The sequence below is a fragment of the Oceanococcus atlanticus genome (genome assembly GCF_002088235.1).
GTDB classification, from domain to species: domain Bacteria; phylum Pseudomonadota; class Gammaproteobacteria; order Nevskiales; family Oceanococcaceae; genus Oceanococcus; species Oceanococcus atlanticus.
In genome coordinates, this window is the sequence record NZ_AQQV01000002.1 from 48,667 (window position 1) to 63,003 (window position 14,337).

Genomic DNA, 14,337 nt, shown 5'->3' on the forward strand with positions numbered 1-14,337 from the left:
CCAATATCCGGCCCCCACGAAAGATAAGGTGAGCCGATTTATGCCATCATGCTTGCGAATTCAGGCCAGAGCATGCATTGAGCAACAGCAACTCCATGGTGCGAGGTGCCGCACTTCCCTCCCACTACCTGCTTCAAATTGTGGAACTGGGCCAGCAGTGGGGTATCAGCGAATCTCAGATGCTAGCTGGAACGGGCATAAGTTCGACCCTGCTGCACAACGTCGACGCTCGCGTCCCTCTTACTCAATGCACCCTGTTTGGCATGAACATGCTCCGCCTGAGCGAACGTCCTGGCTTTGGTTTTGACTTGGGTCTGCATCTCAAAATCACTTCGCATGGATCCGTAGGCTATGCCGTCATGAGCGCTGGCTCCTTGCGTGAAGCGGGAGAAGTCGCAATCCAATACGCTGACAAGCTGTGGGGGGCCATACAGTTCGAGACCAAGCAGCAGGGCGATCATGTGGAATTTCGCTTGGTGGAAAATGTGCCACTAGGGCCATTCAGAGCTTTTTGTGTTGAAGCCATCCTTACCCTGCTCTGGAATCATCAAAACTTCGTCACTGGAGGGCGAGCACCAGACTGTGAAATACACATGCCCTGGCCGGAACCCGATTATTTCAAAGACTATGCGTCTCGATTACCAGTTGTTCGCTGGGACCAGGAATCGGCCATGCTCCTCTTCCCCTCCACCTACCTCGACGAGCCGCTACAGCTCGCTGACCCACGCGCCAAGCAAAAAGCCCTGAGCGATGCGCAACGTGAATTTTCCGCACTGGGTGATAGTCCGGAAAACCTCCTCCGCCGCGTCGAGGAGCTGCTGAAACCCAGCGAGCACGGATTTCCATCCGTCAATGATGTCGCCAAACGTCTTCATCTGTCCGAGCGCAGCTTGAAGCGTAAGCTCAATGCATTGGGAACCACCTATCGCAATCTGCTGCAAGTCGCGATGAGCGCAGAAGCCGAGAGACTGATGTTTAACCCCGATCTGGACTTGCAGGACATCTCAACCCGTCTCGGCTACGAAGATCCCGCCACATTCACCCATGCATTCAAACGCTGGACTGGGCATACGCCAAGCAGCTATCGCAAGGCGTTGCTTGAGCAGACCGAAAACCAGTAAGTGCTGCCCTTGTATCGACAGTGAGGAATTGACCTGGGCGCCATCAAAAATGGCGCTTGGGGCGGTGCAAATACCGCGCCTCAGCAACCCTACCCTGGTCAATGTGTCCGTCACATTTGCTGCATCGCATCACTGGCCTGAATTCACAAGCTTAATGGCCGGAATTCTCTGACGCAGACGCTTGGTGTCATCACATAGTGGTCGAAACGATCGCTCCGGCGGTCGCGCGATATCCACAGGCACTCGAACAAGGCAGATGACATCTGATGAAATCCGCAGCCAGCGCAGCTATGACGACACAAAACCCCGGTGTCAATCTTCAAGTGCCGGTTCGGCATATGGACTTTCAGTTCGATGCCAAGGACCTTGACCCCAAGATGTATCGGAATACCGAGTTTGCATCCGCGATATTCGAAGCCCTGTCGATCTTTCTGACCTTTGGCGAGGACCTGGTCATCGATACCGCTCGCTACCACCGTCAGTTCGTGAAGGATCCTGAGATGAAGCAGCGCCTGACCGCGCTAATTGGTCAGGAGGCGATCCACTCCAAAATGCACAACGAGTTCAATGATCAGCTTGCCAAGCACCGTTTTCCGGTACCGCTGTATCGATTTTTGGCCGATAAGGTGTTCGAGTACGGCCTCAAGAGGCTGCCCAACCGTATGCAGTTGTCCCTTATGGCTGGCATCGAGCATTTCACCGCGGTGGTGGCGGAATACATGATGAAACACGAAGAGGTGTTTTTCGAGTCGCCCGACGAAAAACAGCGCGCGTTGTGGATGTGGCACATGCTGGAGGAATCCGAGCACAAAGACATCGCATACGATGCCTTTCAGCAACTTTCCGGCAGTTATTCCTTACGTGTCTCAGGCTTCGTGATGGCCACCATCATCATCATGGTATTGGTGCCGCTGGCCGGTTCGGTGATTCCGCTGATCCGCAAGCCGAGCAACGCTTTGCGCCCGGCCTATTGGAAGGATGTGGTTTTCAGCCTGGAGCTGCTGGCGGGCCGCGAAGATGGCGTGTTCGGCAGCACGATGGGCCACGTCATGGATTATCTGCGTCCGGATTTTCATCCCAATGATCACGACACCACGGCGTACCTGGATTACTACAAGGACAAGCTCCTGCACCCGCAGACCGGTCTGTTGACCCCGTATCTGGTGCGCGAATTCGTGCCGCCGGTGCGAGCCTGAATCCAGCCGGCCAGTCCCATGTCCCCGCCGATACTTCGGCCCTGAACCAGGAAACTCAGCATGCCCAGCAGAAAAAACGCCAAGATGACCACGCCGCAGATTTACGACACCTATGTGGTGGGAGCCGGGATTTCCGGTCTGGCGGCGGCGATCAAACTCCGGCGCGAGGGGGTTCACAACTTCAAGATCATCGAGCAGGCTGATCGGGTCGGTGGCACCTGGCGCGAGAACACTTATCCCGGCTGCGGCTGCGATGTACCTTCGGCGCTGTATTCCTATTCCTTTGCGCCCAGCAGCCGCTGGAGCCATCTGTTTGCCCGTCAGCCGGAAATCCTGGATTACCTGGAGCAGGTCAGCAAAGACTATGACATCGCGCCCCTGATTCGTTTCAACACCGCGCTGGACACCGCGCGCTGGGACGAAAGCCGACATTTGTGGGTGCTGGAAACCAGCCAGGGGCAGGATCTGGCGCGCTCGGTGATCTTTGCCACCGGTCCGATTACCCAGCCGCAGACACCAGAGATTCCCGGCCTGGATGGATTTCGGGGCGAGATGTTTCACTCCGCGCAGTGGAAACACGAACTCGATCTGCGCGGCAAGCGTGTAGCCGTGATCGGCACCGGCGCCTCGGCAATTCAATTCGTGCCGCAGATCCAGCCGCTGGTGAAGGAGCTGACGGTCTTTCAGCGCACCGCGCCCTGGGTGCTGCCGAAACCGGATATGCCCCTGGGCAAGAAAGGGCAACGGCTGGTGGAACGGCTGCCGGTGATTCAGAAGGCCTGGCGGGAGGCGGTCGCCAGCTCGCTCAATCTGATCAATTTCGGGCTGCGCAATCCGGCTGCGCTCAGGCCCGTCAGCCAGGCGGCGAAGCAGTTGTTAAAACTGCAAATCAAGGATCCGGTGTTGCGCCAGGCTGTCATGCCCAACTTCACCCTGGGCTGCAAACGCATCCTGTTTGCAAACAACTACTACCCGTCGCTGCAGGCTGCCAACACCCGGCTGATTCCGCATGGCCTGGAGCGGGTCGACGGCAATACAGTGATTGCGGCCAACGGCGACCGCCGCGAGGTGGATGTGATCATCTGGGGAACCGGTTTCGATGTTTCGCACCCGCCCATCGGACGCCGCATCATCAATGCTAGGGGAGAACGTCTGTCAGAGCTGTGGCAGGACAGCTCGCCTGAGGCCTATCTGGGCACAACGATGGCCGACACCCCCAATGCCTTCATAGTGCTGGGCCCCAATGTCCTGGTCTATGACTCCTTCTTTCGTCTGGCCGAAGCTCAGCTGGAATACATCGTGGACGGGGTCAAGCAGATGCGGGACATGGGGATCAGTCGGTTCAGCATCAAACCCGAAGTTATCCGCGCGCACAACCGCAAGTTGCAGAAGCACCTGCAAGGTACGGTCTTCAACAGCGGTGGCTGCAGCAGCTATTACCTGGATAGCAACGGCCGCAATTTCGCAGCCTGGCCTTGGTCGCTTGCCCATCTACAGAAACGTCTGCGTGATTTCCAATTGCGCGACTACGCGCTGTCTTATCAGCAGGAAACGCTCCCGCAGGTCGCCTGAAAGGCGGCAACTTTCACGACACCGTAAGGCATCGTTCTTTCACCGATGGGCAGTCAGGATCGCATGCTTCTTAGAACAATGGGTTGAAATCTCAGTACGGACAGGTTGCAAAAGCTCCAACTAAGTCGATAAAAAAACTCGAGCTTTGGCAGCGACCGGCCAGTAGCCGACCTTGGTGGCACACAACTGCAAAATCGGACAACAGTCGAAAGCTGTCGGTCACCTGGACGGGAAGCGTGTTCGACATCATCCAAGAAGGGCGATTGGGCAAGTCATTCTGATCACCCAGGCCTTTCTTGGGAATCGCGTGATGAACTCACCAAATGGGCGACCTAAGCACTCGGGCAAGCGTTCGGTTGATTACTCAATGATCTCGATCTCCTCATCGGAGAACCAGCCCTGCTTCGCTACCACAGCCCGCGCGGCCTCGACCGCGTCTGTGTAATAAACCACCGCCAGGCCTCTCTCGGCTCGACTACAGGTCACATAGAAGAGCCGGCGGGTCCGGTCGATGGATGTTTCCTTGCCAGCTGCCTCGTTCCTCAGATCCGTTTCGCTTTTGCCTCTCGCGCCAAACAGTTTGTCATAGGAAAACATGAAGCCGCGTGCTTCTTCGTCGCTCACGATAACCATGACGCGTGGGAATTCCAGCCCCTTTACGCCTTGATGCGTGTCGAAGCTGGATGCCCCTTGAATATATCGATCATATCGCGCGATCTCGTCTAGTGACGCTTCCAGTGCCTGCCGCCACCCGCCGAGTTCAGTTTTGGGATTCGGCTCTTCCTCTTCGTCTCCCGCAGCGCCTTCTTCGCCGGGCGCGTCCGGCGCTACAAATGGCATCAACACATCCGGGATTGTGAAAAGCCGCTTCTCGGCGATATAGCGCAGCACCTCTCGCGCAGTGGGCACGGCATCGCCCGAAACCAGCTCCAGCAGGCCATCGCAAGCGGCCTTTGCAGCGGCGAGCACCGACGCCTGGTCTTCGCCAGCCTCCTCCAGAGACTTGCGATCGAGGAGCGGCGATGTCTTACGAACAATCGACGCGATAGCGAAACGATCCGATGCGCGAAGCGCTTCGATAAGTGGCAGAACTTCGCGGGTGTAAAAGCCGATCCCTGCCCCCGCTCCCTGCAGCAAGCTCGTTCTAATCCGCTCGACGGCATAAAGCGGGCCGAAGAACGCATCAAACCCGAAACGCCGGGCCGACATCATGTGCTCAAGCGCCAATATCTTTGTGGCATCGGAATCTTCGATCCAGGCCACGTCGCCTGTGACCTCCCGCATCCTGCGGGCGACAGCAGCTTCCGTCTCTGGTTTGTTCGCCCCCTGCGGGGCGACGAAAAGGCGAACGGTTCCCGCCACTGCATCGCTCCGTGGCAACTGCTGTTCGCCATCGCCGTCTTCTCGGACGCGATTGATTAGTTCCACTACCCTCGTCGGGCAACGATGGTTCATGCGCTTATGCGGCCGGGCCCAGGCTTCTGGGATTGCTTCGGCCAAGCGTTCTTTACCGTCGGCGTAAATGCTCTGCATCATGTCGCCGAAGAGCCCTAAACAGAACCGCTCCCGGTGAACCGCCTCGACATCAAGCAGTACATCCATGAGTTGGCGACTCGTATCCTGACTCTCGTCTATCAACAGCAAAGGGAACCTCGTGACGAGGAGGCGACGCAAGCCGGGCTTCCCGGCGAGAAAATCGGCTGTCATCGCGATAACCTCGGCATGGCTCAGGGAATCGCGTGTTCGGTTATCCCCAGTCGGGCTGTAGACAAAGCGAATGATTGATCCAAGGCTTTCGTATCGGTGCTGCTTGCTCTCAATCGAACGAGCGCGATCAACAGCCGCCTTGCTACCGGCGCGCCCTTTGGCCTGCGCTTCTTCCAACTCTGCTATGTCCTGAAGCAACCGACCAGCCAACCATCCCCGGATATCGTTGTCGTAGCCAGAGATCAGAGACCACGCGAAAGCGTGGATGGTCGATACCTCGACGCGAGGATCAAATTCCAAGCGCTGTTTGATTTCGTCGCAGGCCGCATTGGTGTAGGTGATCACACCGATTTTCTGGCCACTCAAAGACAGATCGCGGCCTTGTCGTTCACAAACCTTTCGAATAGCTTCGACGAGTGAGCGGGTCTTTCCTGATCCTGCGCCGGCGTAGAGGAAGAAGCTGCGCGGCTTGGCGAGATCCAAACAACCGACAATCATTTCATCGGCTGCGGCGTCGTGGAGATCGTCAGCAGCGCTCATCACACGACCCGCTCAGGCTGCGGCACATTCGGCTGTGAAAGTTCGACTTCGGACAGGATTTCGACTTGCTTCTTCTTCAGCTGCGCGAGTAGCCATTCCAGGCCTGCAGCGATGTATCGTGGCACGACCAAGTCATCGAACCCGTCGGCCTCAAGCACGTCGAGAGCAAACTCGGCCTTCTTGCCATTCTTCAACGCTTCGTACATTAGATTGCCAATCGCAGCGACGCCACCCCCAGCTTCAATCGCCTCCCTGAACTTTCGCACCAGCCCTGTCCCATCAAGCTCGGCAAAGAACCTGATGTTCTCGAACGCTAGTGCATCTTCAAAAGTGTACGGAAACGCGGTGTCAGGGCCGCCAGCTCCAGGAGGCGTCACCTCCAAGGGCACCTGATAGGCGACGCGGACTGCAAAGAGCGGATCACCGTCGGAGCGACGAGTCTTCGCATCATCGTCAGCATCAATGAGTGCGTCGACTTCGTCCGTTCCCGGAAGCCACGTTTTCAGCGTTGCGTTGTTAGTCTTCTGGCCGGCTCCCTTTGCGGGCTGGACCGAAGTTCCGCCGGTCCCCGTCAAGGTATCCATATCCGTAATAACGAGTGTCAGGAGGCCCAAATGCTCGATCAAGGGCCGCAGCCGATGAGCATGGCTCCCTCCGATCTCGAGCAATGTGATGTAACACTGGTTTAGTTCGTCATAGCGAGCCCGGATGAAGTTCGGGACTAGCATTCGCTCTGCCGGCCCTTCCACAAGTATCGCAGCGTCGGCGAAGAACAGATCGGCGTGTTGTGCACGCAGGTACCTGGTGACGAAGCGCTCGGTTTCGCCATTCGCCCCGAAGACTTCTGACATATTTATCACCGTCGAAACGGGAACTTTCGCGGCCATACCAGCCGGGAGACGACGAAAGTAGCGAAGGCACGAGAAAGACGTTTCGTGCGCAACGTGACTTGAATGTGTGCTGACTACTAGTTGGGTCCGAAGCTTCGGATTATCCCCAAGGTCCTCGTGGGCCCGCAGGACAGCATAGGCCTTGTTTATGAATACCTGTTGCACCTGGGCGTGCAGGTGTGCTTCAGGTTCCTCAATCAACACCAAATGGAGTGGTTCGGTATGGTCCGCCGCGATCGTTTTTGAGGCCTTGCCGACGCGCATCCACGCATCGCGGAAGCTCATCAGGCGAAAGATCATCGAGATGAGGTTTTGATAACCCAAGCCGTTGTTTGCTTCGGGCAGCCGCAGGATCGGCGTCATCTTCCCGTCTTCCCCGATCACGTCGACTTCGAACGTAATGGCTGCGCTGTGATTGAGACCGTCGATCGCCTTCAAGCGAGTCGATACCCGTGGCCTGGGATCGGTCACGCCCGGATAGCCCATACCCTCGACTTCGGTAAAAGCGGCCTCAAAGCTTTCGGCAAGCCGCTTGTCGAATGCATCTTGCGCTGCTTCGATCGCCTGTAAAGCCCCAAGATCCTTGGGGTCGGGGCCCTTCGTAGGGTCGAGGTGCTTAGCGTAGTAGCTCTTCAGCTGGTCTGAAAGGCGGCTTCCTGCCGCAGCCGACTGTGTATCTTCGTCCTCCTGTGACGACTGCTCCTCACCAAATCCGCGCTGTGCCGGAATATCGTGCACTCGGATGAGGCCGGCCAAGACATCTACTCCAATTGGGAGTGATGTAGGCGGCAAGAGCTGGGGACGGGCCTGAGACTTGTCCGGCTCCACGAGCTTGGCTGGATCGAGCGGATAAGCCTGAACCGTGAAGTAGGTCGACAGGCGTTTGCTGAGGAAGTCGACAAGATTTTCTGGCCAGATCGTCAGCTTGGGTGGCGCCGGCGGCGGGTCGGCGTCCGGATGATCGACCGCCGCTGCGGCAATTGCAGCTTCACGCATCTCTTCGGCATCACCGAGCGCTCCCATGAAATCCTTATAGAGGAGCTCCAGGTCCTTTGGCTCATAGCGGAGACGGACGCCGAGACTGCCACCTTCCCAGTCGAGCGTCGGAATAAGGTCACGCACATGATGCATCTCCCCTGATTCGACGTGGAGCCAGAGATCCAGCGTCGGCAGGATTGACAGCCACGGTTCGATGACGAGATCGACAACCTCTTCCTGGTCGCGCGCCGCGGCCCAGCTCTTCCCGATGTCGATGACGGTGGACCAGTGGCAGAGCGTAAAGTCGTTCATCTCGAAGGGGCAGCGCCGCGGCGCAAGAAAGCGGCGCAGGGCGAGCATCGCGGAGGTCTTGCCACTGTTATTTGCGCCGACAAACAATGTCGTCGCTTCGGCAAGATCGACCCGAATCGATAATAGCTTTCGAAAATTGGCAATTTCGACGAACTTTATATGCATTGACTCCCCCTCCCCCGGATCGGCGCGGCCCCAAATACGTTCGTTAGTTAGGCTTTTCGATCTGATTCTACGCCGGGACCGCAGACAATTCTGGGCTGATGGCTATCGCGAAGGTTTGTTGGTGGGAATGTCGGCTGCTGGGAGAAGCGGGCGCATCGTAGTGAAGGCACGAACTTCAGCTTTGGGTCGTTTCTAACCTTCCGCAGTCTTCGAGTCGCATCTCCTGTGGGTAAGTACATGGAAACAGCCTCGAAAGCCCACTCTCTCTCAACTCTCACCATGCTTGCTCAATTTGCAACCAGTGAACTTAAACCACTGCGACCTTAAGTCAGCAGAAGTTGACAAGTGGTCAAATCGACAGTCTGGGAAAAACGCTGAAAATTTGTTTGGTCCCAGTTTGGTCCCAATTTGGTCCCAGAGAAAAATTTCGGATCAGCTGTTCACAAAATAACACCCAAGCTCGTTGGTCATTTTGGTCCCAGAGCGACCATCAAAATGACCTCCTAGATTTCGCCCATAAGGTCATTGGAATGGCTATGGGACCATGCTGGGACTGCGCAAAAAACCCACTAACGAAAAAGGGACCAACCGCGATAAGCTGTTGATCCCTTTGTCTTTTATGGCGCGCCCGGAGAGATTCGAACTCCCGACCGCCTGGTTCGTAGCCAGGTACTCTATCCAGCTGAGCTACGGGCGCGTTATTTACTACTCTTGACCACTTATCCGCTGGTTAAACGGTTGCACCAAATCCCAATGACCTACGGGTTCGTAGCCAGGTACTCTATCCAGCTGAGCTACGGGCGCGAAGGCGGCGAAGTATACATGAGCAGTTGGCCATGGCAAAGGGAATCTCGCCCACCCCCGTGTTTCGGTCGTTTTCGGCCACCCTGGCCCTACTGGGCGCGCGCAATACGCGCCTTTGGCGCGGGCCAAAGCTATCGACGCCCCACCCAAGCAGGGGTAATATTTACAAAATGTCTACTTCTAGCAAACCTGCATCCGGCAAACGGGCCTATCTGCGTCGCGCCGAGCGTCAGCAGAACCTGCTTGAAACCGCAGCCCATATTGTCGAAACCCAAGGCTGGACGGCCTTATCCATGAGTGCCCTGGCCGAGCAGGCCGGCACCAGCCGCCAGCTGGTCTACCAGCATTTTTCCAGCCTCGAGGTCTTGCTGGCCAAAACGGCTGAACACATCTTTGAAGAGGTGCGTGCAGCGACCCACGATTCGGTGGCGGCCCACCCCAACAATCTGACCCAGGCCATTGCGGCGGCTGAAGCCATCAGCCTGGATCTGCCACAAGGCCGCGGTGATGCCTTGTGGCAACTGATCAACGGCACCGCGGCAGACAGTGCCGAATTGGATGCCATACGCCGCGGTCTGCGTGACGTCATCCTGGAACTGTGGCTACCGACGATCCAGCGCGAATTCGATATGGATGAAACCCGCGCGCGGGTGGTCGGCTGGTCGCTGATCATGGGCTTCTGGGGGATGCGTCAGCTGATCCGTGATGGTGTGGTCGAGCGCGATGAGGCGATGGCGGCCTTCAACCAGCTGATCGCCAGGATGAACACATGAGCCATCACGATCCGCATGCCCCGTACACCTTGTACAAGATGGATATCTCCTACTTCAGCGGCAAGCTGGAGGCCTATCTGCGCAACAAGGGCATTGCCTACACCACGGCCACCGGCGATGCGGCGGCGCTGGACATGCTGTACGCCCGCACCGGTGTCAAAAAAGTCCCGGCCCTGCACAGCGCAGACGATCTGTGGTTGTTCGACACCACGCCGACAATCCGCTGGCTGGAGCAGCGTTACCCGGACAACCCGGCCACCCCGCCCGACCCGGCCCAGGCCTTTCTTGCGACGCTGATCGAAGACTATGCCGATGAATGGCTGTGGCGCCCGGCCATGTGGTGGCGCTGGGAGCCGCTGGCCTCGCGGCGCGCACTGGGCCGGCGAATCGCCGATGAGGTGCGCCCACCCGGCATCCCGCGCCCGCTGATGGCCTGGTTCTTTCCTCATCGCCAGCGCCGCACCTGGCTTTGGGGTGACGGCATGGACCAAAGCAACGCCGCTGCGGTGCGAGACCTGTACCTGCAGGAACTGGATTTTCTTCAGGCCGTGCTCGCCGAGCGCGCTTATCTGCTCGGCGACCAGCCAAGTCTGGCTGACTATGGTTATTTCGCCTCGATGTTCCGCCATTTCGGCAACGACCCTGATCCAGCCGAAATCATGCGCAGACGCGCACCGGCCGTGTATGAATGGCTGGCGCGGATGTGGAATGCACCACGCACGCAGGCCAGCACGCCCCGCTGGCTGGCCGCCGATGGGCCGCACTGGGCGGCGCTGTGGACCCGCATCTGCGGCGATTACCTGCCCTATCTCAGCCAGAATGCCGCCGCCTGGGCCGCCGGCAAAAAACGCTTCAACGCACGCGGCGCCAGCCTGAGCTTCAATGGCACGCTGACGCATCACTACCGCGTGTGGTGTTTGCAGGTGCTGCGTCGCGCCTGGCGGGAGTTGGATGCCGAAGCGCGCGCGCAGATCACTGCACAGCTGGCGCCCTACGGTGGACTGGCCGCGCTGGACAGCGGCGCCGATGTCGATGCAGGGCTGGACGCGCTGTACACCCTGCCCAAACCCCCGGGGCAGCACAAAGCCGGCTGGCGCATCACCTTGCTGGGCCAACCACGCAACTAGACAACGCAGCTGGTATCGCCAGCCTGACTGAGCCAGCATGGTGGCCCCGCCCCATCATCTCAGCCGCATGAAAGAACGCCTCGTTGTATTCACCGGTGCCGGCATCAGTGCGGAGAGCGGACTTGCGACCTTTCGCGATGCCGATGGCCTGTGGGAAGGCCAACGCCCTGAAGATCTGGCCAGCGTGCAGGCCTGGCAGACGAATCCGCAACGCGTGCTGCGCTTTTACAACGCGCGTCGCGATCAGTTGCGTACGGTCGAACCCAACGCCGCACACCGGGCTCTGGTCGAGCTTGAACGCAAGTTCGAGGTCGACATCGTGACCCAGAATGTCGACGATTTGCACGAGCGTGCCGGCTCCTCGCGGGTGCTGCATCTGCATGGTCAGTTGATGCGCGGACGCAGCGAGTGCGACCCCTCGGTCGAAATTGATCTGGGCACGCGCAATATCGCGCTCGGTGATCAGGCCCCGGATGGCGCCGCACTGCGCCCCGCTGTGGTGTGGTTTGGTGAAGAGGTGCCGGCCATGGATCTGGCGATCGATCTGGTCGAACAGGCCGAGCGTTTTCTGGTCATAGGCACGTCGCTGTCCGTGTGGCCGGCGGCCGGACTCATGCACTGCGCCCGCCGCGCACGGCAGGTCTGCGTCATAACACCGTGGGCACAGGCTGACCTCAGCGGGGTTGAGTGGATACGTGACAAGGCCAGCAGCGCCGTCCCGGCGCTGGTCGCTCGTTGGCTGGCGGAGCACGCGCCGGCAAACCACCTGGGTTAATCTTTTCGGCCGCACAGAACACACCGCTGAATGAAATTGAACTGCGATATGGGCGAAAGCTACGGGGCATGGCGCATGGGCGCGGATGAACTGCTGATGCCGCATATCGACATGGCCAACATTGCCTGCGGCGGACATGCCTCCGACCCGGTCACCATGGATACCACCGTCGCATTGGCCTGCGCCCACCAGGTGCAGATCGGTGCCCATCCCGGGTATCCGGACAAGGAAGGCTTCGGGCGTCGCGCCTTTCCACTGGCCGGCGATGAACTCGGCGCCCATCTGCTTTTCCAGATCGGCGCGCTCGACGCCTTGTGCCGCAAACACGCCACCCGTATTCGCCACGTCAAACCGCATGGCGCGCTGTACAACCAGATGATGCGCGAGGACGCGCTGCTCGAGACGATATTCAAAGCGCTTCAGGCCTTTGATCCGACGCTCCCGCTGGTGGTCCAGGCCGCCGACAGCCGGCGTAACGATGCGCTGCGCGCGCAGGCCGCAGACTACGGCCTTACCCTGCTGTTCGAAGCCTTTGCCGACCGTGCCTACAGCGCTGACGGACACCTGGCGTCGCGCGGCATGCCGGGCGCCGTTCACCACAGCAGCGCAGCCATCCTTGAGCAGGCGCGCCGCCTGATGACGCATGGCGAGGTTCAGGCCCTGAGCGGTGAAACCCTGCACATCGAAGCCGACACCCTGTGCCTTCACGGTGACAATCCGCTGTCGCCAGAGGTGGCCAAGGCCCTGCACGCCAACAACTCATGAAACCTGTTGCGGTATCCGATACCAGTTGTCTGCTTACCCTGGGCACCCAGATCAATGCGACCACGGCCTCACGCGTGCGTGCCGCCTGCGCACTGATCGAACAACGCCTGGGAACCGCGCTGATCGATCTGGTGCCGTCCTACACCACGGTCCTGGTCGAGTTCGATCCGCTGCAGCTCACCGCGACTCAGTGCCTGCAGCAGCTGGCCGATGTCCCGGCGCTGGCTCAAGCTGGCGAGCACGATAGCGCCGCACAGTGCATCGAGATTCCGGTGTACTACGGCGATGAAGTGGCACCGGACATGGCTGCGGTGTGCCAGCACAGCGGCTTGAGCCGCGATGAAATCATCCGTTGTCACAGCGCACCCGAGTATCGTGTCTACGCCATCGGCTTTGCGCCCGGCTTCTGCTTTCTGGGCACCCTGGATCCGCGCCTGCAACTGCCCCGCCGCGCCGAGCCCCGGCCCAAAGTCCCCGCCGGCAGCGTCGCCATCGCTGAGCAACAAACGGCGGTCTACCCGCTCGACACGCCGGGTGGCTGGCATCTGATCGGGCGCACAACGCAAGACATGCTGGCCCTGTGCAGCGCAGAACTGCAACCGCTGAGGGTCGGCGACCACATTCGATTTGTGCCCGTCGCGCGCGCCGATTTTGTGGCCGCGGGTGGATCTTTAAAATGAGCTTCGACGTGATCAAGCCGGGGCCTCTGTCCCTGCTGCAGGATCATGGCCGCTGGGGCCAACAGCAGCTGGGCATCAGCCCAAGCGGCCCGGCTGATGCTCATGCGTTTGCCTGGGCCTGCTACCTGCTGGGCAATACGCGTGAGCAGGCCTGCCTGGAAATCACCCTGGGGCCGCTCAGCCTGCGCGCCCACAGCACCACCCACATCGCGCTGACCGGCGCGGATCTGGATGCGCGCATTGACGGCGAGCCGATCAAAGCCTGGTGCACCCAGCAGATCAAAGCCGGCCAAACCCTGCAGCTGGGTCTGGCCCGCGCGGGCCTGCGTGCGTATCTGGCCGTGCCAGGTGGGTTCAGGGCTGAGCCATGTTATGGCAGCTGTGCCACCAGCGTGCGCGAGAAGCTCGGGGGGCTACACGGCGACGGCCAACCTCTACGCCATGGCGATGTGCTGGAGTTTGCCCCCGCCGCACGACCTGCCCGCTGCGTGCCCGCAGCTTATATTCCGGATTACCGCAACGCCCTCACCCTGCGCCTGTTGCCCGGCTATCAGTTCGCGCAGTTCGAACCCGCGCAGATTGAGCGCCTGCTCAGCAGCCCGTATCAGATTTCTGCACAGGCGGATCGCATGGGTTATCGCCTGAAGGGCGATGCACTGCAGCCGTCCATGGCCGGCCTGATCTCCGAAGGCATCGCCTATGGCGCGGTCCAGGTGCCGCCTTCGGGGCAGCCGATCGTGCTGCTGAACGACCGTCAGACCATCGGCGGCTACCCCAAGCTTGGCTGCATCGCAGCGGCCGACGCCGCCCAGTTGGCCCAGCGCCGACCCGGCGAAAGCCTGCGGTTTGCCCTCACCGATCTCGACACCTTGAGCGATGAACGGCGGCGCTGGGAAAACTTCTTTGCCCGCGGTCCCGCCGACAACACCTGA

The 14,337-nt window shown here is 59.5% G+C and carries 11 protein-coding genes and 1 tRNA gene; 9 read left to right on the forward strand and 3 right to left on the reverse strand.

Going from position 1 to position 14,337, the window contains the following annotated elements:
• Positions 1-77 precede the first annotated feature (77 nt).
• The 3 genes from ATO7_RS07565 (at position 78) to ATO7_RS07575 (ending at position 3,889) form a co-directional block, all read left to right on the forward strand.
• Complete coding sequence (locus tag ATO7_RS07565; RefSeq protein ID WP_146680220.1) at positions 78-1,121, forward strand: AraC family transcriptional regulator; 1,044 nt, start codon at positions 78-80, stop codon at positions 1,119-1,121.
• A gap of 290 nt (positions 1,122-1,411) precedes the next feature.
• A complete protein-coding gene (locus ATO7_RS07570; protein WP_206044841.1) occupies positions 1,412-2,317 on the forward strand; it encodes a metal-dependent hydrolase in 906 nt (301 codons plus the stop codon).
• Between the two features lie 60 nt (positions 2,318-2,377).
• Positions 2,378-3,889, forward strand: a complete 1,512-nt coding sequence (locus tag ATO7_RS07575) for a flavin-containing monooxygenase (protein WP_083561090.1) — start codon at positions 2,378-2,380, stop codon at positions 3,887-3,889.
• 360 nt (positions 3,890-4,249) lie between these two features.
• Here ATO7_RS07575 and ATO7_RS07580 read toward each other — a convergent pair whose 3' ends face one another.
• The 3 genes from ATO7_RS07580 to ATO7_RS07590 form a co-directional block, all read right to left on the reverse strand.
• Entirely contained in the window at positions 4,250-6,136 is a 1,887-nt protein-coding gene (locus ATO7_RS07580) for a UvrD-helicase domain-containing protein (RefSeq protein ID WP_083561091.1), read from the reverse strand.
• On the reverse strand, positions 6,136-8,481 hold the full coding sequence (locus ATO7_RS07585) for an AAA family ATPase (protein WP_083561092.1): 2,346 nt from the start codon (positions 8,479-8,481) through the stop codon (positions 6,136-6,138). The genes ATO7_RS07580 and ATO7_RS07585 overlap by 1 nt, the downstream gene beginning before the upstream one ends.
• Positions 8,482-9,101: 620 nt before the next feature.
• A tRNA-Arg gene (locus tag ATO7_RS07590) sits at positions 9,102-9,178 on the reverse strand.
• Between the two features lie 277 nt (positions 9,179-9,455).
• Between ATO7_RS07590 and ATO7_RS07595 the strand changes: the two genes are divergently transcribed.
• The 6 genes from ATO7_RS07595 (at position 9,456) to ATO7_RS07620 (ending at position 14,337) form a co-directional block, all read left to right on the forward strand.
• Entirely contained in the window at positions 9,456-10,058 is a 603-nt protein-coding gene (locus ATO7_RS07595; RefSeq protein WP_158523099.1) for a TetR/AcrR family transcriptional regulator, read from the forward strand.
• Entirely contained in the window at positions 10,055-11,185 is a 1,131-nt protein-coding gene (locus ATO7_RS07600; RefSeq protein WP_083561094.1) for a glutathione S-transferase family protein, read from the forward strand. The genes ATO7_RS07595 and ATO7_RS07600 overlap by 4 nt, the downstream gene beginning before the upstream one ends.
• A gap of 67 nt (positions 11,186-11,252) precedes the next feature.
• Positions 11,253-11,960: an NAD-dependent deacylase gene (locus ATO7_RS07605; protein ID WP_083561771.1), complete on the forward strand. Its 708-nt coding sequence runs from the start codon at positions 11,253-11,255 to the stop codon at positions 11,958-11,960.
• 30 nt (positions 11,961-11,990) lie between these two features.
• Positions 11,991-12,725 (forward strand): 5-oxoprolinase subunit PxpA, encoded by a 735-nt coding sequence (locus ATO7_RS07610; protein ID WP_083561095.1) that lies wholly within the window; start codon positions 11,991-11,993, stop codon positions 12,723-12,725.
• Positions 12,722-13,405 (forward strand): 5-oxoprolinase subunit PxpB, encoded by a 684-nt coding sequence (gene pxpB / locus ATO7_RS07615; protein WP_083561096.1) that lies wholly within the window; start codon positions 12,722-12,724, stop codon positions 13,403-13,405. The genes ATO7_RS07610 and pxpB overlap by 4 nt, the downstream gene beginning before the upstream one ends.
• The gene (locus ATO7_RS07620) at positions 13,402-14,337 is read left to right on the forward strand and encodes a 5-oxoprolinase subunit C family protein (RefSeq protein ID WP_083561097.1); all 936 of its coding nucleotides are present in this window, start codon (positions 13,402-13,404) and stop codon (positions 14,335-14,337) included. Before pxpB ends, ATO7_RS07620 begins: the two co-directional genes overlap by 4 nt.

Bases quoted from the DNA above. Each gene is read 5' to 3' on its own strand.
- ATO7_RS07620 (WP_083561097.1), top strand. From the start codon at position 13,402: ATGAGCTTCGACGTGATCAAGCCGGGGCCTCTGTCCCTGCTGCAGGAT.
- ATO7_RS07570 (WP_206044841.1), top strand. From the start codon at position 1,412: ATGACGACACAAAACCCCGGTGTCAATCTTCAAGTGCCGGTTCGGCAT.
- ATO7_RS07600 (WP_083561094.1), top strand. From the start codon at position 10,055: ATGAGCCATCACGATCCGCATGCCCCGTACACCTTGTACAAGATGGAT.
- pxpB (WP_083561096.1), top strand. From the start codon at position 12,722: ATGAAACCTGTTGCGGTATCCGATACCAGTTGTCTGCTTACCCTGGGC.
- ATO7_RS07610 (WP_083561095.1), top strand. From the start codon at position 11,991: ATGAAATTGAACTGCGATATGGGCGAAAGCTACGGGGCATGGCGCATG.
- ATO7_RS07605 (WP_083561771.1), top strand. From the start codon at position 11,253: ATGAAAGAACGCCTCGTTGTATTCACCGGTGCCGGCATCAGTGCGGAG.
- ATO7_RS07595 (WP_158523099.1), top strand. From the start codon at position 9,456: ATGTCTACTTCTAGCAAACCTGCATCCGGCAAACGGGCCTATCTGCGT.
- ATO7_RS07585 (WP_083561092.1), bottom strand. From the start codon at position 8,481: ATGCATATAAAGTTCGTCGAAATTGCCAATTTTCGAAAGCTATTATCG.
- ATO7_RS07575 (WP_083561090.1), top strand. From the start codon at position 2,378: ATGCCCAGCAGAAAAAACGCCAAGATGACCACGCCGCAGATTTACGAC.
- ATO7_RS07580 (WP_083561091.1), bottom strand. From the start codon at position 6,136: ATGAGCGCTGCTGACGATCTCCACGACGCCGCAGCCGATGAAATGATT.